Source organism: Citrobacter sp. RHBSTW-01044, from assembly GCF_013781945.1.
Taxonomy (GTDB): domain Bacteria; phylum Pseudomonadota; class Gammaproteobacteria; order Enterobacterales; family Enterobacteriaceae; genus Citrobacter; species Citrobacter braakii.
Window position 1 is genome coordinate 3,220,117 of record NZ_CP056180.1, and the last position, 20,005, is coordinate 3,240,121.

Sequence of the window (20,005 nt, forward strand, 5' to 3'; positions counted from 1 at the left end):
ATAGCGTCATCCGGCAAACGCTAAGCTTAAGAGAACCAGCCGCCAAACCACTGATGGAATTTCATCATCACAAAGTCCCACATGCGACTAAAGAATCCCCCCTCTTCCACGGCCTCCATCACCATCAGTGGACGCTGCTCGATGGATTTCCCGTTCAACTGGAAGTCGATAGTTCCCACAACCTGGCCTTTCTTCAGCGGCGCGGTTAACTGTGGTTCGGTCAGGGTAAAGCTGGCCTTCAGGTTTTTGAGCTGACCACGCGGGATAGTCACCGAGCCCGCTTCTCCGGCGCCCAAATTAACTTCACTCTTATCGCCAAACCAGACGCGCTGCGTCACGAAAGTGGCATCCGGTTTAATCGGCGTAACGGTTTCAAAGAAGCGGAAGCCCCAGGTCAGCAGCTTTTCTGACTCATTAAAACGAATGCGGTCGGTTTTCGCCCCCAACACCACGGAGATCAGGCGCATATCCCCTTGGGTCGCGGAAGCGACCAGGTTGTATCCCGCCCCGGCCGTGGTACCGGTTTTCATACCGTCCACGTTCAGGTTGGTGCTCCACAACAAACGGTTGCGGTTCGGCTGGCGGATTTTATTAAAGGTAAATTCTTTCTCTTTGTGGATAGCGTACTCTTCCGGTACATCGTGGATTAGCGCCTTCCCGAGCAGGGCCATATCACGTGCGGTACTGAACTGTCCTGCCGCATCCAGGCCATGCACGGTCTGGAAAGTGGTATTGGTCAGCCCCAGTTTTTTCGCGTAGCCGTTCATCAGACCAATGAAGGATTCCTGGCTGCCGGCAACGTAATCAGCCAGTGCGATACAGGCATCGTTACCAGACTGGATGATAACGCCTTTGTTCAGATCGGACACTGCAACCTGATCGCCGGGCTTGAGGAACATAACCGACGAACCGCGCAGGGCCGGATTACCGGTCGCCCAGGCGTCTTTGCCCACGGTAACCATGTCGTTGAGGTTAATTTTCCCGGCCTTCAGCGCCTGACCGACTACATAGCTGGTCATGATCTTGGTCAGACTGGCAGGATCCAGTTTCTCATCAGCATTACCTTCCGCCAGTACCTTACCGCTGGCGTAATCCATTAGGATCCACGCGCGCGCGTCGACGCTCGGTGGGGCCGTTGGTTGCTCCGCCGCTTGTACGCTCGGCGCCAAAAGGATTAAGAGTGCAGAACCTGCAGCAAAGCTGCGAAGTGAAGAGAAGTATTGCGTCATAAATGCCACCCGAGTATCCATTCCAAAAAACCACGTCATACCACACCGTGTTTACACAAAACCAGCCAGGCGACCCTGGCCAACCCATGCAGAAAAGGTCTGATGGATGACGTGTAAAATAAGTGCGGTGAGTAATAACGCACTAACGAGCTTAAAGAAACCGTAAGTTGGTAAAGTTTTTAAAGTTTATGCAATAACACCGCGCTGCGCTGCTCCCGGCACGATTTTTTTAGACTTTGTTGCGTAAATATTAGGTTTACCCCACCATGTGGGCTAGTCAGATGGCATCTGCAGCCATAAAGCTGCTCAATTAATTTGCGGGGTTACTATGATTACACTGTGGGGTCGCAATAACTCGACCAACGTAAAAAAAGTATTGTGGACGCTCGAGGAACTGGAACTGCCGTATAACCAAATTCTGGCGGGCGGACAGCATGGCGGTAACCGCGATGCCGACTATCTGGCACTCAACCCGAACGGACTGGTCCCGCTACTACGCGATGATGAAACGGACGTTGTTCTGTGGGAATCCAATACCATTGTCCGCTATCTGGCAGCTCAGTACGGACAAAAGCGTTTGTGGATTGACGCCCCGGCCGCGCGCGCCGTCGGTGAAAAATGGATGGACTGGGCAAACCAGACGCTAAGTCCTGCGCATCGGGTTATCTTGTTTGGCCTGGTCAGAACCCCTGCCGAGAAACGCGACATGGCGGCAATCGAGGCGGGTAGTCAGGTGTGCGATAACCTGTTTGCCATTCTGGATAACGCGCTGGCGGACCAGCCATGGTTCTCCGGGGCTGAATTTGGCACTGCCGATATCGCCGTTGCGCCGTTCATCTATAACCTGTTCAACGTTGGTCTGAGCTGGACCCCGCGCCCACATCTGGAGCACTGGTATCAGCAACTGACCGAACGTCCGGCGTTTCAAAAAGTCGTGATGATCCCGGTCAGCTAACTCAATCAGGGACTCACTTTCAGTAATTCCCCGTCGGACTCGTCGGTTAGTACGTATAAGTACCCGTCTGGTCCGACGCGCACATCACGGATCCGTTGTCCCCTTTCCTGCAACAGACGCCCCTCTTCGGTGACGGCATTCCCTTTGACGCTCAGCACGATCACTTCTTTATCTTTCAACGCGCCAATGAATAACTTCTGCCGCCACTGTGGGAAGGTATCGCTATTATAAAAAGCCATTCCGCTGACCGCCGGTGACTTTTCCCAGTAAAAGATGGGTTGCTCTGTACCAGCAACAATTGGGCCTTTTGCTTCGGGAATTTTAAGACCACTGTAGTTAACGCCCCAGGTCGCAAGCGGCCAGCCGTAGTTTTTCCCTTTCTCCGGGATATTGATTTCATCGCCCCCGCGTGGACCATGCTCATTGAGCCATAGCGTATCGCTCCAGGGATTCATCGCCATCCCCTGCGGGTTGCGGATACCATATGACCAAATCTCTGCCCGTGCTCCTGCCCTCTTCACAAACGGATTATCCGGCGGAATTTTTCCCTCATCGGTCAGTCGTACGACCTTGCCCTGCAGCTTATCCAGATCCTGGGCGGTAGAACGTTGATTATTTTCACCAAGACCAATAAACAGATAACCGTTGCCATCAAAAACCATACGTCCGCCAAAATGGTTTCCGCTGGAGAGCTTCGGCTGTTGGCGAAAAATGGTCTGGAACCCTTGCAGATGTTTGAGATCGTCGCTCAGTCGTCCGTAACCAACCGCTGTCCCGGCGTTACCTTCACTGTCAGCTTCAGCAAAGCTAAGCCACACCCGGCGAGATTGTTTAAAATCCGGTGCTAATGCCACATCAAGCAATCCCCCCTGACCATTCGCCCAGACTTTGGGTACGCCGGTTAGCGGGTCGGAAAGCCCCTTTCCAGACTGCCAAAGTCGAAGCTGGCCGCCTTTGAGCGTAATGAGCATACCGCGATTGTCGGGTAAAAACGCCAGCGACCACGGATGATCGAGTTTCGTTTGCAGCACTTCCACCTCTACCGCGGCGGGATAAGAGGAAAATAGCGCGAGTGGGACAGCACAGAGAAAGAGTCGACGCATAACACCTCCTTAATGGCTCTGCATAAAGCGTAGCCAGCAAGGGGAATTATCCCGCCACATTTACATAATCTTAACGAAAAGGGGGAGCGCCCTCCCCCTGATTCAGACGTGTTCCAGCGTTGGATAAGATTGCAAACACTGGATACTTAGCGTCAGCGTTGTCAGGCAGTTTTCCAGTTTCTCTGCGTTAACGGCGATAAAGGTTGGACAATCGTGATGTCCACTCATAAGACAAACAGCGGCGGCGGCTAACGCCCCTTCAGCACGATGAAGGGCATTCCACTCTTCCTGATCAAGATGCATACCGTGAAGCTGTGATTGCTCGTGCAATTCGCGATTCAGTACAAAAAAATTATCACGCAGACGATCGCTCTCGCTGACTGACATGTAGCCTTTCGCTTTTCTCAACAGCAGATAAGCGGCAAGTTCGACACGGGCGTTTATCAATTTGTTGAGAAGATCGGTTCTCAGTCTGTCAACAACCATACTTTGTTCCTCCTCTTTCCAACTATGGTGCAACTTAATAGTATGGTCATTTTTTGAACAAAGTCGTGTCCAGGATCAATCCATCACCGAAAATTAACACAATTTACAAATAATCTTTAATTCCACGCCGGGCGTGGCGACTGATGGTATGAGATTGCGATACAATTTTTATTCAGAACTCTGTAGAATCCGTGCCCTGAATATTCCAATAACTGAACAATTTTTACGCTATGAGCAATGTAACCCACCAGCCGAAAATCGGCTTTGTCTCCCTCGGCTGCCCGAAAAACCTCGTCGATTCTGAACGCATCCTGACCGAACTTCGTACCGAAGGCTATGATGTTGTGCCAAGCTACGACGACGCGGATATGGTTATCGTTAACACCTGTGGCTTTATCGACAGCGCGGTTCAGGAGTCGCTGGAAGCAATCGGCGAAGCGCTGAACGAAAACGGCAAGGTGATCGTCACCGGCTGTCTGGGCGCGAAAGTCGATCAGATCCGTGAAGTCCACCCGAAGGTGCTGGAAATCACCGGGCCGCATAGCTACGAACAGGTTCTGGAGCACGTTCACCACTATGTGCCCAAACCAAAGCACAACCCGTTCCTGAGCCTGGTTCCTGAACAGGGCGTCAAGCTTACTCCGCGTCATTATGCCTATCTGAAAATTTCTGAAGGCTGCAACCACCGCTGCACGTTCTGCATTATTCCGTCGATGCGTGGCGATCTGGTGAGCCGTCCGATTGGCGATGTCCTCAGCGAAGCCAAACGTCTGGTGGATGCGGGCGTAAAAGAGATACTGGTTATTTCTCAGGATACTTCCGCGTACGGCGTGGATGTGAAGCATCGCACCGGTTTCCATAACGGCGAGCCGGTCAAAACCAGCATGGTTGATCTGTGCGAGCAGTTATCAAAACTGGGGATCTGGACTCGTCTGCATTACGTCTATCCCTACCCGCACGTTGATGACGTGATCCCACTGATGGCGGAAGGGAAAATCCTGCCGTACCTGGACATCCCGCTGCAGCATGCCAGCCCGCGTATTCTTAAGCTGATGAAACGCCCAGGCTCCGTGGACAGACAACTTGCACGCATCAAACAGTGGCGTGAAATCTGCCCTGAACTGACGCTGCGCTCAACCTTCATTGTCGGTTTCCCGGGTGAAACGGAAGAAGACTTCCAGATGCTGCTCGACTTCCTGAAGGAAGCGCGTCTGGACCGCGTGGGCTGCTTTAAATACAGCCCGGTAGAAGGCGCTGGCGCCAATGACCTGCCGGACCAAATCCCGGAAGAGGTGAAAGAGGAACGCTGGAACCGCTTTATGCAATTGCAACAGCAAATCTCCGCTGAACGTTTGCAGGAGAAAGTGGGCCGCGAAATTCTGGTTATCGTTGATGAAGTTGACGAAGAAGGCGCGATTGGCCGCAGCATGGCTGACGCCCCGGAAATCGACGGCGCGGTATACCTGAATGGCGAAACCAAGGTGAAACCTGGCGATATCATCCGCGTGAAGGTCGAAAACGCTGATGAATACGATCTGTGGGGCACCCGCGTTTAAATAAGCGCAACCCAACTGTAGGCCGGATAAGCGTTACGCCTTATCCGGCCCTGTGATTTATCCTTTAATTTTCGGGTCCAGCGCGTCGCGCAGACCATCTCCGAGTAAGTTAAACGCCAGCACCGTCAGGAATATCGCCACCGCCGGGAAAATCGCCACGTGCGGCGCGATCACCATATCAGCGCGGGCTTCATTGAGCATTGCCCCCCACTCCGGGGTCGGCGGCTGCGCACCCAATCCCAGAAATGACAGGCTCGCAGCAGAGATAATCGACGTGCCAATTCGCATGGTAAAAAAGACCACGATCGATGAAACCGTACCCGGCAAGATATGGTTGAAGATGATGGTCGCATCGCTGGCGCCAATACTGCGCGCGGATTCAATAAAGGTCTGCTGCTTTAGCACCAGCGTATTTGCGCGCACCAGCCGCGCGAAGGCCGGAATGGAGAAAATGGCCACGGCAATAATCACGTTTGCAATGCCGCTGCCCAGCACGGCGACCACGGCTATCGCCAGCAAAATACCCGGAAAGGCGAACAGCACATCGCAGATACGCATAATCAGTCGATCCCACCAGCCTTCGAAGTATCCCGCCAGCAGACCCAGCACGGTGCCAATCGCTGCGCCAATAAATACGGCAAAGACCCCCGCCGCCAGCGAGATTTGCGCCCCCACCAGCACGCGGCTAAAAATATCCCGCCCCAGCGAGTCAACGCCGAACCAGTGCAGCATCGACGGTCCGTCATTCAGACGGTCATAATCGAAGTAATTCTCAGCATCAAATGGCGTTAACCAGCGAGCAAAAATCGCCACCATTATCAGCAGCAGGACAAATAACCCCGCTAACATCGCCATGCGCTGGCGACGGAAACGACGCCAGAATTCATGCCACGGCGTGCGTATCTGCTCAGGCTTAACAAGGGGCATCGCATTTAAAATCGCCTGTCGGCGCCAGTTAAAAAATCGCATCCTTACTTGTACCTGATAGCCGGATTAATGGCGGCATAGAGCACATCCACCACTAAGTTAATAAGAATAAACTCCAGAGAAAACAACAGCACCTCGGCCTGAATCACCGGGTAGTCGCGCATTTCGACTGAGTCCACCAACAGCCGCCCAAGCCCTGGCCAGTTAAACACCTTTTCAACCACAATCGAGCCGCCAAGCAAAAAGCCAAACTGTAGCCCCATCATGGTGACCACCGGGATCATCGCATTACGCAAACCATGTTTTAACACCACCCAGGTTTCACTCACCCCTTTGGCCCGCGCGGTACGCATATAGTCTTCACTGAGCACATCGACAAACGAAGCGCGGGTAAACCGGGCTAACACCGCAGCCACCGCCGCACCCAGGGTAATAGACGGGAGGATATAGTGCCGCCAGGTATCAGCGCCAACGGTGGGTAACCAGCCAAGCTCAACGGAGAATATCTGCATGAGCAGCATGCCAAGCGCAAACGCCGGGAAAGAGATCCCGGTGACGGCGAGCGTCATACTCAATCTGTCCGGCCAACGATTACGCCATACAGCAGCAATGATCCCTGCCGTCATGCCGAATAACACCGCCCACGCCATGCTGGCAATGGTCAGCCATAGCGATGGCATAAAACGACTGGCTATCTCTTCGGAGACCGGGCGACGAGAAACCATTGAGGTTCCAAAATCGCCTTGCAACACGTTAGTAATGTAATGCCAGAACTGAATATGCAGCGGCTGGTCCAGACCCAACTGCTGACGCACCAGTTCGATCACCTCAGCATCAGCCTCCGGTCCGGCAATCAGTCGGGCCGGATCGCCGGGTAGCAGGTGAACAAATAAAAATACCAGCACCGCTACAATCAACAGAGTTGGAATCAACCCCAGCAGGCGCTTGAAAACATAGTTAAGCATCACACTCCCTTCGCCGGCCCCTGCGTGGCGGGGCCGGATGAATAGCTTATTTTAAATCCGCATCATCAAAGCTAAATCCGGTATCCGGCATGATCCAGAACCCGGTCAATCTGGTGTTGTGCGCCGAAATCAGTTGTTCCACTACCAGTGGGATCCACGGCGACTCTTTCCAGATAATATCCTGCGCATCCTTGTACAGCTTCGCTTTCTGGGCCGGATCGTTGGTTTGCAACGCTGCTGCTAAATCACTGTCCACCTGCTTATTGCTGTAGAACGCCGTATTAAACAGCGTTGGCGGCCAGTTTTGAGATGCAAACAGCGGTGACAGCGCCCAGTCTGCTTCACCCGTAGAGGCAGACCAGCCGGTGTAGAACATGCGTACCCCGCTCTCTTTCTGCGCTTTACCTTCGACTTGCGCCGCGCGCTGACCGGCATCCATCGCCGTCACCTGAGCCTTAACGCCCACTTGCGCCAGTTGCTGCTGGGTAAATTGCAGCACTTTCTGCGCGGTACTATGGTTATGAGAAGACCATAGCGTGGTGGTAAAACCGTTCGGATAACCCGCTTCTTTCAGCAGTTCGCGCGCTTTTGCCGGGTCGTATGGCCATGGCGTATAGCTTTGCGCATAGGCGATCGACGGAGGGAGAACGCCGGTTGCTGGCGTCGCGTAACCGGCAAACGCCACTTTCACCAGCGCCTGACGGTTGATGGCATAATTCAGCGCTTCACGCACCTTCGGGTTATCGAACGGTTTTTGCGTGACGTTCATGCTGATGTAACGCTGCATAATAGACGGACTGGCCACCAGTTCCAGGTTTTTATTCTTCGCCAGTAGCGCCGCCTGCTCGTAAGGGATCGGGAAGGCAAACTGCGCTTCCCCGGTCTGCAGCATTGCCGCACGCGTGTTGTTGTCGGTCACCGGACGCCAGGTAATCGTATCCAGCTTTGGCAGCCCTTGCTGCCAGTAACCCGCGAACTTCTTAACCTTTACAAAATCCGTCTGATTCCAGGTCTCAAGCTGATACGGCCCGGTCCCCACGGGATGAAAACCGATCTCCTTGCCGTATTTCTCCAGCGCGGCGGGAGAGATCATCGCCGTAGCCGGGTGCGCCAGAATATTGATAAATGCAGAGAACGGCTGCTTCAGCGTTATCTTCACCGTCGACGGATCGACGACCTCGGTTTTATCTATATTCTTATACAGGTTGTAGCGTTTCAGATGGTTTTCCGGGTTGCTGGCCCGGTCGAGGTTAGCTTTAACCGCATCGGCGTTGAAGTCGGTGCCGTCCTGAAACTTCACACCCTGTCGCAGCTTAAGGGTATAAGTCAGGCCATCATCAGAAACCGTATAACTCTCCGCCAGCACATTTTTCAGCTTCATCTCTTTATCAAGGCCAAACAGCCCCTGGTAAAAGGACTTCGCTACCGCCTGCGACAACGTGTCGTTTGCGTCGTAGGGATCGAGGGTGGTGAAATTGGATCCTACCGCCACTACTACATCTTTGGCGGCCCAGCCAGGTGTGGCGGCCAGCGCAGAGGCCACTCCCACAGCAACCAGCCATTTTCGAGCAACAATTTTTGTCATGTTATTCTCCTTAAACCCTGCCTGCCTGTTATAAACGCGAAAGCGCATTTTCTGGTTGCCCACGCGCAACATAATGCCCCGGGCCAACTTGCTGGAGTGAAACGGGGGAAATCTCTTCACCGCGTTTGCGGATATTACTGGGGATATCATCCGACAGCAGCACGCGCTGGGGCCGGTGATGTGAGGGATCGGCGACCGGGACTGCCGCCATCAGTTTGCGGGTGTACGGATGCTGCGGATTTTCAAACACCGCGCGTCGGGTGCCGATCTCGACGATTTGCCCAAGGTACATCACCGCCACCCGATGACTGATCCGCTCCACCACCGCCATATCGTGGGAAATAAACAGGTACGCAATCCCCATTTCTCGTTGGAGGTCGAGCAACAGGTTGATAATTTGCCCGCGAATTGAGACATCCAGCGCCGAAACTGACTCATCGGCAATAATCACCTTGGGATTGAGCGCCAGCGCCCGGGCAATACAGATCCGCTGACGCTGCCCACCGGAAAACTCATGCGGATAGCGCCAGGCATGCTCAGGGAGCAATCCTACGCGTTCCAGCAGCCATGCAACCCGTTTTGCCGCCGCATCGCCTTGCAGTAGCCCATGCACCCGCAGCGGTTCTAAAATGGAATATCCCACGGTCTGACGCGGATCGAGCGAAGCATAGGGGTCCTGAAAGATAAATTGAATATCCCGACGCAGCGGCTGTAGCTTACTGGCGGCCAGGGTATCGATACGCTGTCCGTTGAAAACAATCTCCCCGCGTTGAGACTCGACCAGACGTAGCAGCGCCCGACCGGTGGTGGATTTCCCGCAGCCTGACTCCCCCACCAGCGAGAGCGTCTCTCCGGGCCACAGGTCAAAGCTGACGTTTTCCACCGCATGCACCTCGCGGGTCACCCGATTAAGAATGCCGCTGCGCAGCGGAAAACGCGTCACCAGATTACGTACCTGCAAAATAGGCTCGCCTTCAACCACGGTATCCTGTTCAGTCTGTGGTTCTACATGACTGGGATCGTGTAACGAAATGAGTGGAAACCGGCGCGGGTACGCTTGTCCGGTCATCGCCCCAAGCTGCGGCACGGCTGCCAGCAGCGCTTTGGTGTAAGGATGCTGGGGAGCGTGAAAAATCTGCTCAACGCTGCCGGTTTCTACCGCCTCGCCCTGATACATCACCAGCACGCGATCGGCAATATCCGCCACGACGCCCATATCGTGGGTAATAAAGATCACTCCCATCGACATATCCTGCTGCAACACTTTTATCAGTTGCAGGATCTGTGCCTGAATAGTGACATCCAGCGCGGTAGTCGGCTCATCGGCAATTAAAACCGCAGGGCGACACGATAGCGCCATAGCGATCATTACCCGCTGGCGCATGCCGCCAGAAAGCTGGTGCGGATAGCGCGATAAAATAGCCTTCGCCTCGGGGATACGCACCTGGTCGAGCATCCGTTTCGCTTCCACCATCGCCTCTTCGTGGCTGGCCCCCTGATGCAAACGAATTGACTCAGCAATCTGCTCACCTACGGTAAATACCGGATTAAGCGATGTCATGGGCTCCTGGAAGATCATGGCGATATCCGCGCCACGCACGTGACGCATCCGCGACGCGCTCTGTTCACCCAGCTCAATAACCTGTCGGTTACGGCGTCGAAGGAGCATTTCATCGCAGCTCACCTCGCCGCCTGACTGTTCAATCAAACGCATTAGCGACAAGGCTGTTACCGACTTTCCTGAACCGGATTCACCCACTATCGCCAGCGTTTCACCACGCTTCAGGCGAAATGACAGATTACGCACCGCACTGATGCGCTGTTGCTCCTGTTCAAAGGCAATGTTCAGGTTGCTGACTGCCAGCACGTCGCAGGCGTCAAGCTCATCACTGTGTGGCAACGGTATCTCCTTTTTCCCGATAAATACCGGTGGTTGGCGTATCGCCTGCATATCCCCAAGCACGGTACATGCCTTCGCTGTTAAACGGCAAGGCGACGTTGCCCTCGTGATCGACGGCAATTAAACCGCCGCTACCGCCGAGCGCCGGTAATTTTTCCATTACTACGCGTTCGCACGCCTCCGATAAACTCAGGCCGCCATAGTCCATCAACGCCGCAATGTCATAGGCCGCCAGCGCACGAATAAAGACTTCACCGGTTCCGGTGCAGGAAACGGCCACACTTGCGTTATTGGCATAACAGCCTGCGCCGACCAGCGGACTGTCACCTACCCGCCCCGGTAATTTGTTGGTCATTCCGCCGGTCGATGTTGCCGCCGCCAGATTGCCAAACATATCCAGCGCGACCGCACCCACAGTACCCATTTTGTTGTTTTCATCCAGCGGGGTCGCGCTATGATCCAGCACCGTTTCCCCCGCCGATTGCGCTGCCAGCAGTTGAGCGTAGCGTTCTGGCGTCGAGAAAATATCCGCCGAAACGCGCTCCATCCCCTGCGCAATGGCAAAGTTTTCAGCCCCTTCACCTATCATCATGACGTGGGGGCTGTGCTCCATCACCAGGCGAGCCGCGAGAATTGGATTGCGCAGATGGCTAACCCCGGCGACGGCTCCCGCGTTTAGCGTATTACCGTCCATCACACAGGCGTCCAGTTCATGGGTTTCATCACGGGTATACACCGCGCCAATTCCGGCATTAAACAACGGACACTCCTCCAACAAACGCACGGCTTCGGTGACCACATCCAGTGCGCTACGACCGTCTTCAAGCATCCGTTGGCCGGTTTCAACGATATCCGACAGCGCTTGTATATAACGCAATTCTTGCTCCTGGCTCAGTAACGCGCGGGTGATAGCCCCTGCGCCGCCGTGAATTGCAATGACTGCTTTACCCATTTTATTCGTCCATTAGGTGGCGGGTACCGGGGGGTTATAACTATCAGAATTTCGGTGACTTATTGATTCGATTTTTGAATATAGAAAGATGCAGACGTCATGTAAAGGTAAAGGCCTGCACCTCACACCCCGTCTCATCAGGTCATTCAGATGTGTTTAACGGAAAGGAGATCTCCCGACGTTGTTGCTAAATTATTCAAGCCGATCGGTAATCTGTTTTTTTGCATAAAACACAAAGCGTTCTACAGACGGCATATACGCTGCCCAGTTATGTTTGGTTAACCCCAGATATTCCGCACGCGCTGCTTGCAGCAAATCAGCATGCTCAGCGGGTAATTGCGGCAGAAGCCAGGATGCGGCCCCATCTTTAGCGACAATATTACCCGTAACCACGCTATACCAGATACGTGCCAGAGCAAGAATGATATTACGCTCGTCCCCCTCTAAATCAGCCGGTTTCTGCCACATCTCAAGGATATGCCGAAATGTTTGCAATACATCGCTAAACGGAATGACGTTAAATAACGTCTCAGCCGGCTCACCGAACAGCGGTACGCTGGCGCGCCGGGCCTGGGTCAGCAGAATAGAAAGATCAGCATCCACCATTGCCGGTTCAAACACGCCAGCACGAATATCATCACGCAACCATTCGCCAAACTGCATTTCTCTCGCCGGTGGGAATCGCCACGGCACGATCTGCGAGTGCAGAACAACGGTCACTTCCAGCGCACGATATGGCCCGGAGGTGCCGGGAGGCGCTGAAATGGTCAGCAAATCCTGCATCAGTTTTTTTCTTTGTCGGGCATTTATTGGTTCACGCAGGGTGACCAATAAATCAATGTCGCTTTGAGGTTTTAAGCCGCCTTCAACCGCAGAGCCATACAAATGAAGGGCAATGAGATTCCCCTCGAAAATCTGGCGGATGCACGCACTGGCGGCCTCCACCTGTCGTCGAATTGCGTCTGGAATAATATTAGCCATTTAGCCCCCAGGGAAAAAAGAGCGGAAATATTGAGTCTATACTGCATTCTTCTTGCTGCGCTATCCCTGACACAAAACCTTTACCAGATCTGATTCTAAGCCTGAGGTAGCATACTGCCCGCGTCCATTTTCTGACATAATGAGCAGATTCGATTTTGCCCCGCAGGAGTCTTCTCATGGAATTTACCGCCGGACTGATGCCGCTTGAAACGGCTCTCTCTCAGATGCTTTCGCGTATTACCCCGCTCACCGCCGTCGAAACGCTGCCGCTGGTTCAATGCTTTGGCCGCATTCTGGCCACCGACGTTGTCTCCCCCATTGATGTACCGGGATTCGATAACTCAGCAATGGATGGCTATGCGGTACGATTAGCCGATTTACAATCTGATCAGCCGCTTGCGGTGGCGGGTAAAGCCTTTGCCGGTCAGCCTTTCCATGGCGAGTGGCCTGCGGGAACCTGCATCCGTATTATGACCGGCGCCCCGGTGCCTGCTGGTTGTGAAGCGGTGGTGATGCAGGAGCAAACGGAACAAACTGAGGACGGGGTGCGTTTTACCGCCGAAGTCCGCCGCGGGCAAAATATTCGTCTGCGCGGTGAAGATATTGCAAACGGCGCGGTGGTGTTTCCCGCCGGGACTCGCCTGACAACCGCCGAGCTTCCCGTTCTGGCTTCGCTCGGTGTTGCCGATGCTCCCGTTGTACGCAAAGTCCGCGTGGCGCTGTTCTCCACCGGTGATGAACTGCAGTTACCAGGTCAGCCGCTGGGAGACGGGCAGATTTATGACACTAACCGTCTGACCGTTCACCTGATGCTGCAACAGTTGGGCTGCGAAGTGATCAACCTGGGGATTATTCGCGACGATCCCAACGCGCTACGTGCCGCGTTTGTTGAAGCCGACAGCCAGGCCGATGTCGTCATCAGCTCCGGCGGCGTTTCAGTAGGCGAAGCGGATTACACTAAAACTATTCTGGAAGAGCTGGGAGAAATTGCCTTCTGGAAGCTGGCTATCAAACCGGGCAAACCGTTCGCGTTTGGCAAACTGAGCAACAGCTGGTTTTGCGGTCTGCCGGGTAATCCAGTGTCTGCGGCCCTCACCTTTTATCAACTGGTACAACCGCTCCTGGCGAAACTCAGCGGCAACACCGCCTGTGGACTGCCGCCTCGCCAGCGCGTGCGCACCGCCTCACGCCTGAAGAAAACACCTGGCCGTCTGGATTTTCAGCGCGGCGTATTGCAGCGTACCGCTGAAGGCGAACTGGAAGTCACCACGACCGGGCACCAGGGCTCGCATATTTTTAGCTCTTTTAGCCAGGGTAACTGTTTTATCGTGCTGGAGCGCGATCGCGGTAACGTCGAAGCCGGCGAATGGGTTGAGGTCGAGCCGTTTAACGCACTGTTTGGAGGCCTGTAATGGCAGAACTCAGCGACCAGGAGATGATGCGCTATAACCGGCAAATCATTCTGCGCGGCTTCGATTTCGAAGGTCAGGAAGCGCTCAAGGAGGCGCGGGTACTGGTCGTTGGTGTGGGGGGACTGGGATGCGCAGCAACTCAGTACCTTGCAGGCGCTGGCGTCGGGCATTTAACCTTGCTCGACTTTGACACGGTCTCCGTGTCGAACCTCCAGCGCCAGACGCTGCACAGCGATGCGACCGTTGGACAGCCAAAAGTGCTATCCGCCCGCGACGCACTGGCGCGGATTAACCCTTATATCGCCATTACGCCGGTGAATGCGCTGCTGGACGAGAGCGAGATTCACACGCTTATTACCGAACACGATTTGGTGCTGGACTGTACGGATAATGTCAGCATCCGCAATCAGTTGAATGCCGGATGCTTCGCCGCCAGGATTCCGCTGGTTTCCGGTGCGGCAATTCGCATGGAAGGACAAATTACCGTATTTACCTACCAGGAAGGAGAGCCCTGCTACCGTTGCCTGAGCCGTCTGTTCGGTGAAAACGTCCTGACCTGCGTAGAGGCCGGAGTGATGGCCCCGCTGATCGGCGTGATCGGCTCGTTACAGGCGATGGAAGCCATTAAGCTGCTGGCTAACTACGGTAAACCGGCTTCAGGAAAAATCGTCATGTACGACGCCATGACCTGCCAGTTTCGCGAAATGAAGCTGATGCGCAATCCCACCTGTGAGGTCTGCGGGAGTTAGCAGAGAAATCGTCGGCACCACACTATTGCCAGAGAGCGATGCTAACGCCTCCAATCAGGCCTACAACAGCGCATTGTGTAGGCCGGATAAGGTGTCAGCCGCCATCCGGCAAAACAGACTTACAGAGAAGTGCGTCCAAATGCGCTCTGCCAGTCGTGCTCGAACTTCGCTACGGCAGCATCAACGGCCGGAGAGCTAATCATCTGCTGAGCGACATCCAGCGGCAGCGTGATGGACTCGCAACCTGCCAGCAGGCAATCCAGCGCCTGACGCGGCGTTTTAAAACTGGCGGCCAGTACTTTGGCGTGCGGGGCATGCATTTTCAGTAAGGTCTGCAGATCGGTCACCGTCTGAATGCCGTCCCCCCCCTGCGCATCCACACGGTTAACGTATGGCGCAACGTATTCGGCCCCCGCAAGCGCAGCTAATAGCCCTTGAGCAGCGCCGTATACCGCGGTACCCAACGTCGGGATCCCTTCTTCTTTCAGCAATTTAATGGCCGTCAGACCTTCTGCCGTGACCGGCACTTTGACCACGATATCCGCAATGATTGCCCGCAGCTTACGCGCATCGCTGACCATGCCTTCGGCGGTGGTCGCCATTACCTGAGCAAACAGGCGTCCTTGCCCTCCCATCGCTTCCTGCAGTTGCGGCAGTAACACGTCCAGCGTCTGCTTACCTGCCGCCACAATGCTTGGGTTAGTGGTCACCTCTGCCAGCGGAAAAACCCGCGCCAGAGCTTTTACCGCGTCAACGTCAGACGTATCTAAATAGAGTTCCATAACCTTTCCTCAAACGAATAATTAGCATGAATAAAAGGTAGCACGGCGAAACCTCACGGTTAGTTGATGTACGTCAATATAACTTTCATTCGAAAGTAATTTAATCTTTATACGAAAGACGAGAGGCCGCTTATGATTTTCAATATCCAGCGCTATTCCACACATGATGGTCCCGGTATCCGTACTGTGGTGTTCCTTAAGGGATGCTCCCTGGGCTGTCGGTGGTGCCAGAATCCGGAAAGCCGCGCCCGCACGCAGGATCTGCTCTATGACGCGCGTTTATGCCTCGACGGTTGCGATCTCTGTGCTCAGGCCGCACCGAAGGTGATTGAACGCGCGCTGAGCGGATTGCTGATTCATCGCGAAAAACTGACCGATGATGCGCTCACGGCGCTGACCCACTGCTGTCCAACCCAGGCGCTGACCGTCTGCGGAGAGGAAAAAAGCGTGGACGACATCATGGCGACCGTAGTGCGTGATAAACCGTTTTACGATCGCAGCGGCGGGGGTCTCACCCTGTCTGGCGGTGAACCCTTTATGCAGCCAGAACTGGCGGCAGCGCTGCTCAAAGCCAGCCACGATGCAGGTATTCATACAGCGGTTGAAACCTGTCTGCATGTCCCGTGGAAATATATTGAACCGTCATTACCTGACGTCGACCTGTTCCTGGCCGATTTAAAACATGTCGCCGACGCGCCGTTTAAACAGTGGACCGATGGCAGCGCCTCTCGCGTACTGGAAAATCTGAAAAAACTGGCCGCCGCCGGTAAAAAAATGGTTATCCGCGTCCCCCTGATTCAGGGGTTCAACGCTGACGAAGCCGCTATTCAGGCCATTACCGACTTTGCTGCCGACGAGCTTCACGTCGATGAGATCCATTTTTTGCCCTACCACACGCTGGGCATCAACAAATACCACTTACTCAGTCAACCCTACAACGCACCGGATAAACCGCTTGATGCGCCTGCACTGCTCGAATTTGCCCAGCAGTACGCCAGCCTTAAAGGTTTAACCGCGACCCTACGAGGATAATCGCCATGACCACTCTGAAACTGGACACACTCAGCGACCGTATCAAAGCGCATAAAACGGCCCTGATCCACATCGTGAAGCCGCCGGTTTGTACCGAGCGCGCCCAGCACTATACCGAGATGTATCAACAGCATCTGGATAAACCTATCCCGGTTCGCCGCGCGCTGGCGCTGGCCCATCATCTGGCGGAACGCACCATCTGGATCAAGCATGACGAACTGATCATTGGTAACCAGGCAAGCGAAGTGCGTGCCGCGCCAATCTTCCCGGAATACACCGTGTCGTGGATTGAAAAAGAGATCGATGACCTCGCCGACAGGCCGGGCGCGGGCTTTGCGGTAAGCGAAGAGAACAAACGCGTGTTGCACGAGGTGTGTCCATGGTGGCGTGGTCAGACCGTGCAGGATCGCTGCTACGGGATGTTTACTGACGAGCAGAAAGGGCTGCTGGAAACCGGCATTATCAAAGCCGAAGGTAACATGACCTCCGGTGACGCACACCTGGCGGTAAACTTCCCGCTGCTGCTGGAAAAAGGTCTCGACGGCCTGCGCCACAAAGTTGATGAACGTCGTTCCCGCATCAATCTGACATGTCTGGAAGACCTCCATGGCGATCAGTTTCTGAAAGCGATTGATATCGTGCTGGAGGCCGTCAGTCTGCACATTGAGCGCTTTGCCACGCTGGCACGTAAAATGGCGGCCACGGAAACTCGCGCCAGTCGTCGTGATGAACTGCTGACCATGGCGGACAACTGCGATGTTATCGCCCATGAGCCGCCAAAAACGTTCTGGCAGGCGCTACAGTTGTGCTATTTCATCCAGTTGATCCTGCAAATTGAATCAAATGGTCACTCGGTGTCGTTTGGTCGCATGGATCAGTACCTCTATCCGTTCTACCGTCTTGACGTAGAACTGAACCAGAGCCTCGATCGTGAGCACGCCATTGAGCTGCTGCACAGCTGCTGGCTGAAACTGTTGGAAGTGAACAAAATCCGCTCCGGCTCCCATTCGAAAGCCTCGGCGGGTAGCCCGCTGTATCAGAACGTGACCATTGGTGGCCAAAACCTGGTCAACGGTCAGGCAATGGATGCCGTCAATCCGCTCTCCTACGCCATTCTGGAATCCTGCGGTCGCCTGCGTTCTACTCAGCCAAACCTGAGCGTGCGTTATCATGCAGGGATGAGTAATGATTTCCTGGATGCCTGTGTACAGGTGATCCGCTGCGGCTTCGGGATGCCTGCCTTTAATAACGACGAAATCGTCATACCTGAATTCATTAAGCTTGGCATTGAACCGCAGGACGCCTATGACTATGCGGCCATTGGTTGCATCGAAACCGCCGTTGGCGGCAAATGGGGCTACCGCTGTACCGGTATGAGCTTTATTAACTTTGCCCGCGTGATGCTGGCAGCGCTGGAAGGTGGTCGCGATGCCACCAGCGGTAAAGTATTTCTGCCACAGGAAAAAGCACTCTCGGCTGGTAACTTCAACAATTTCGACGAAGTGATGGACGCCTGGGATGCGCAGATTCGCTACTACACGCGTAAATCTATCGAAATTGAGTATGTTGTCGACACCATGCTGGAAGAGAACGTACACGATATTCTGTGCTCTGCGCTGGTAGATGACTGTATTGAACGCGCGAAAAGCATTAAGCAAGGCGGTGCGAAATACGACTGGGTATCGGGTTTGCAGGTGGGTATTGCCAACCTCGGCAACAGCCTGGCTGCGGTGAAGAAACTGGTCTTTGAACAAGGCGCTATCGGTCAGCAACAGCTGGCCGCCGCGCTGGCCGACGATTTTGACGGTCTGACCCACGAACAATTACGCCAGCGGCTGATCAACGGCGCACCGAAATACGGCAACGATGACGATAGCGTTGATACGCTGCTGGCCCGCGCTTATCAGACCTATATCAATGAGTTGAAACAGTATCATAATCCGCGTTACGGACGTGGCCCGGTTGGCGGCAATTACTACGCGGGTACCTCATCGATCTCCGCAAACGTACCGTTTGGCGCGGCAACGATGGCCACACCGGATGGTCGTAAGGCGCACACTCCGCTGGCAGAAGGCGCAAGCCCGGCTTCCGGAACGGACCATCTCGGCCCAACAGCGGTAATTGGCTCGGTGGGTAAACTGCCGACCGGTTCAATCCTCGGCGGCGTGTTGTTAAACCAGAAGCTGAACCCGGCCACGCTGGAGAATGAATCCGATAAGCAGAAGCTGATGATCCTGCTGCGTACCTTCTTTGAAGAGCACAAAGGCTGGCATATTCAGTACAACATTGTCTCCCGTGAAACGCTGCTGGAAGCCAAAAAGCACCCGGATCAGTATCGTGACCTGGTGGTCCGTGTAGCAGGTTATTCGGCCTTCTTCACCGCGCTGTCTCCAGATGCTCAGGACGATATCATCGCACGTACTGAACATATGCTGTAATCCCCCTTACCCGGCGGCATTTCGCTTGCCGGGTATTCTTCTTTCGAATGAAATAAATTTGTGCTTTAGCTCACATTGTTATTAAAATGTTTCTGGTCGCAGTTATGAGCCAGGAGCAAGTATGACCATCAAAGTTATCGTCACTGATATGGACGGAACTTTTCTCGACGACGCCAAAAAATACGATCATGCACGTTTTATGGCGCAGTATCAGGAACTGAAAAAACGAGATATTGAATTTGTCGTGGCCAGCGGCAATCAGTATTACCAACTGATCTCCTTTTTCCCGGAACTCAAAGATGAGATCTCTTTTGTTGCCGAGAACGGGGCGTTAGTCTTTGAACATGGCAAACAGCTGTTTCACGGTGAGCTGACCCGCCACGAATCCCGCATTGTCATTGGCGAACTGCTCAAAGATACGCATCTCAACTTTGTGGCTTGCGGCCTGCAAAGCGCCTACGTTAGCGAAAATGCCCCCGAGTCCTTTGTCGCATTGATGTCAAAACACTACCATCGCCTGAAACCCGTGAAGGATTATCAGGACATTGATGATGTGCTGTTCAAGTTCTCGCTGAATTTACCGGATCAACAAATCCCATTAGTGATCGATCACCTTCATTCTGCCCTTGACGGTATAATGAAGCCCGTCACCAGCGGCTTTGGGTTTATCGACCTGATCATTCCAGGTTTGCATAAAGCCAACGGAATCAGCCGTCTGCTAAAGCGCTGGAACCTGTCCCCGCAAAATGTGGTCGCCATTGGCGATAGCGGCAACGACGCAGAAATGCTGAAAATGGCGCGCTACTCTTTCGCCATGGCCAATGCGGCAGAGAGTATCAAATCGATTGCCCGCTATCAGACCGACGACAATAACCATCAGGGCGCGCTGAACGTGATTCAGGCGGTGCTGGATAACACTTCCCCTTTTAATTGCTAATCCTGCCCAACCGGGG

Annotated in this window: 17 protein-coding genes; 7 read left to right on the forward strand and 10 right to left on the reverse strand. The window is 54.2% G+C overall.

Annotation, left to right across the window (positions count from 1 at the left end; translation table 11 throughout):
• Positions 1-26 precede the first annotated feature (26 nt).
• Complete coding sequence (dacC, locus tag HV352_RS15735) at positions 27-1,229, reverse strand: serine-type D-Ala-D-Ala carboxypeptidase (RefSeq protein WP_016156089.1); 1,203 nt, start codon at positions 1,227-1,229, stop codon at positions 27-29.
• 328 nt (positions 1,230-1,557) lie between these two features.
• Between dacC and HV352_RS15740 the strand changes: the two genes are divergently transcribed.
• Positions 1,558-2,184 carry a glutathione S-transferase family protein gene (locus tag HV352_RS15740; RefSeq protein ID WP_016152396.1) on the forward strand — a complete coding sequence of 209 codons (627 nt, stop codon included), beginning with the start codon at positions 1,558-1,560 and terminating at the stop codon, positions 2,182-2,184.
• Between the two features lie 5 nt (positions 2,185-2,189).
• On the opposite strand, the gene HV352_RS15745 is transcribed toward HV352_RS15740, so the two are convergent.
• Together HV352_RS15745 and bssR are read right to left on the reverse strand one after the other, a co-directional pair.
• Entirely contained in the window at positions 2,190-3,287 is a 1,098-nt protein-coding gene (locus HV352_RS15745; RefSeq protein ID WP_172860548.1) for a PQQ-dependent sugar dehydrogenase, read from the reverse strand.
• Positions 3,288-3,389: 102 nt separating this feature from the next.
• Positions 3,390-3,773: a biofilm formation regulator BssR gene (gene bssR / locus HV352_RS15750; RefSeq protein ID WP_016152394.1), complete on the reverse strand. Its 384-nt coding sequence runs from the start codon at positions 3,771-3,773 to the stop codon at positions 3,390-3,392.
• Positions 3,774-4,003: 230 nt separating this feature from the next.
• On the opposite strand from bssR, the gene rimO reads away from it, so the two are divergent.
• Entirely contained in the window at positions 4,004-5,329 is a 1,326-nt protein-coding gene (rimO, locus tag HV352_RS15755; protein ID WP_016152393.1) for a 30S ribosomal protein S12 methylthiotransferase RimO, read from the forward strand.
• Between the two features lie 57 nt (positions 5,330-5,386).
• Here the strand turns inward: rimO and gsiD are convergent, their stop codons facing one another.
• The 6 genes from gsiD to HV352_RS15785 all read right to left on the reverse strand — a co-directional run bounded on the left by gsiD (position 5,387) and on the right by HV352_RS15785 (position 12,639).
• Positions 5,387-6,298: a glutathione ABC transporter permease GsiD gene (gsiD, locus tag HV352_RS15760; RefSeq protein ID WP_047501226.1), complete on the reverse strand. Its 912-nt coding sequence runs from the start codon at positions 6,296-6,298 to the stop codon at positions 5,387-5,389.
• Between the two features lie 2 nt (positions 6,299-6,300).
• Positions 6,301-7,221, reverse strand: a complete 921-nt coding sequence (gsiC, locus tag HV352_RS15765; protein WP_016152391.1) for a glutathione ABC transporter permease GsiC — start codon at positions 7,219-7,221, stop codon at positions 6,301-6,303.
• 46 nt (positions 7,222-7,267) lie between these two features.
• Entirely contained in the window at positions 7,268-8,806 is a 1,539-nt protein-coding gene (gene gsiB / locus HV352_RS15770) for a glutathione ABC transporter substrate-binding protein GsiB (RefSeq protein WP_046274653.1), read from the reverse strand.
• Positions 8,807-8,834: 28 nt separating this feature from the next.
• Complete coding sequence (gene gsiA, locus HV352_RS15775; RefSeq protein WP_131348161.1) at positions 8,835-10,706, reverse strand: glutathione ABC transporter ATP-binding protein GsiA; 1,872 nt, start codon at positions 10,704-10,706, stop codon at positions 8,835-8,837.
• Entirely contained in the window at positions 10,693-11,658 is a 966-nt protein-coding gene (gene iaaA, locus HV352_RS15780) for a beta-aspartyl-peptidase (RefSeq protein WP_016156081.1), read from the reverse strand. Before iaaA ends, gsiA begins: the two co-directional genes overlap by 14 nt.
• Positions 11,659-11,850: 192 nt before the next feature.
• Complete coding sequence (locus HV352_RS15785) at positions 11,851-12,639, reverse strand: aminoglycoside adenylyltransferase family protein (RefSeq protein ID WP_181634871.1); 789 nt, start codon at positions 12,637-12,639, stop codon at positions 11,851-11,853.
• 176 nt (positions 12,640-12,815) lie between these two features.
• On the opposite strand from HV352_RS15785, the gene moeA reads away from it, so the two are divergent.
• Entirely contained in the window at positions 12,816-14,051 is a 1,236-nt protein-coding gene (gene moeA, locus HV352_RS15790) for a molybdopterin molybdotransferase MoeA (RefSeq protein WP_080859043.1), read from the forward strand.
• Entirely contained in the window at positions 14,051-14,800 is a 750-nt protein-coding gene (moeB, locus tag HV352_RS15795) for a molybdopterin-synthase adenylyltransferase MoeB (protein ID WP_075846998.1), read from the forward strand. Before moeA ends, moeB begins: the two co-directional genes overlap by 1 nt.
• A 119-nt stretch (positions 14,801-14,919) precedes the next feature.
• On the opposite strand, the gene fsa is transcribed toward moeB, so the two are convergent.
• Positions 14,920-15,582, reverse strand: coding sequence for a fructose-6-phosphate aldolase (gene fsa / locus HV352_RS15800; RefSeq protein WP_181634872.1), 663 nt, complete (start codon positions 15,580-15,582; stop codon positions 14,920-14,922).
• Between the two features lie 132 nt (positions 15,583-15,714).
• On the opposite strand from fsa, the gene HV352_RS15805 reads away from it, so the two are divergent.
• The 3 genes from HV352_RS15805 to HV352_RS15815 all read left to right on the forward strand — a co-directional run bounded on the left by HV352_RS15805 (position 15,715) and on the right by HV352_RS15815 (position 19,989).
• On the forward strand, positions 15,715-16,614 hold the full coding sequence (locus HV352_RS15805; protein WP_016152383.1) for a glycyl-radical enzyme activating protein: 900 nt from the start codon (positions 15,715-15,717) through the stop codon (positions 16,612-16,614).
• Positions 16,615-16,619: 5 nt separating this feature from the next.
• Positions 16,620-19,052 carry a glycyl radical protein gene (locus HV352_RS15810; protein ID WP_019076359.1) on the forward strand — a complete coding sequence of 811 codons (2,433 nt, stop codon included), beginning with the start codon at positions 16,620-16,622 and terminating at the stop codon, positions 19,050-19,052.
• Positions 19,053-19,173: 121 nt separating this feature from the next.
• A complete protein-coding gene (locus tag HV352_RS15815) occupies positions 19,174-19,989 on the forward strand; it encodes a Cof-type HAD-IIB family hydrolase (protein WP_016156075.1) in 816 nt (271 codons plus the stop codon).
• Positions 19,990-20,005: the final 16 nt, after the last annotated feature.

Bases quoted from the DNA above. Each gene is read 5' to 3' on its own strand.
- HV352_RS15805 (WP_016152383.1), top strand. From the start codon at position 15,715: ATGATTTTCAATATCCAGCGCTATTCCACACATGATGGTCCCGGTATC.
- HV352_RS15785 (WP_181634871.1), bottom strand. From the start codon at position 12,639: ATGGCTAATATTATTCCAGACGCAATTCGACGACAGGTGGAGGCCGCC.
- moeB (WP_075846998.1), top strand. From the start codon at position 14,051: ATGGCAGAACTCAGCGACCAGGAGATGATGCGCTATAACCGGCAAATC.
- rimO (WP_016152393.1), top strand. From the start codon at position 4,004: ATGAGCAATGTAACCCACCAGCCGAAAATCGGCTTTGTCTCCCTCGGC.
- bssR (WP_016152394.1), bottom strand. From the start codon at position 3,773: ATGGTTGTTGACAGACTGAGAACCGATCTTCTCAACAAATTGATAAAC.
- gsiD (WP_047501226.1), bottom strand. From the start codon at position 6,298: ATGCGATTTTTTAACTGGCGCCGACAGGCGATTTTAAATGCGATGCCC.
- HV352_RS15810 (WP_019076359.1), top strand. From the start codon at position 16,620: ATGACCACTCTGAAACTGGACACACTCAGCGACCGTATCAAAGCGCAT.
- iaaA (WP_016156081.1), bottom strand. From the start codon at position 11,658: ATGGGTAAAGCAGTCATTGCAATTCACGGCGGCGCAGGGGCTATCACC.
- HV352_RS15740 (WP_016152396.1), top strand. From the start codon at position 1,558: ATGATTACACTGTGGGGTCGCAATAACTCGACCAACGTAAAAAAAGTA.
- fsa (WP_181634872.1), bottom strand. From the start codon at position 15,582: ATGGAACTCTATTTAGATACGTCTGACGTTGACGCGGTAAAAGCTCTG.
- gsiB (WP_046274653.1), bottom strand. From the start codon at position 8,806: ATGACAAAAATTGTTGCTCGAAAATGGCTGGTTGCTGTGGGAGTGGCC.
- moeA (WP_080859043.1), top strand. From the start codon at position 12,816: ATGGAATTTACCGCCGGACTGATGCCGCTTGAAACGGCTCTCTCTCAG.
- HV352_RS15815 (WP_016156075.1), top strand. From the start codon at position 19,174: ATGACCATCAAAGTTATCGTCACTGATATGGACGGAACTTTTCTCGAC.
- HV352_RS15745 (WP_172860548.1), bottom strand. From the start codon at position 3,287: ATGCGTCGACTCTTTCTCTGTGCTGTCCCACTCGCGCTATTTTCCTCT.
- gsiC (WP_016152391.1), bottom strand. From the start codon at position 7,221: ATGCTTAACTATGTTTTCAAGCGCCTGCTGGGGTTGATTCCAACTCTG.
- dacC (WP_016156089.1), bottom strand. From the start codon at position 1,229: ATGACGCAATACTTCTCTTCACTTCGCAGCTTTGCTGCAGGTTCTGCA.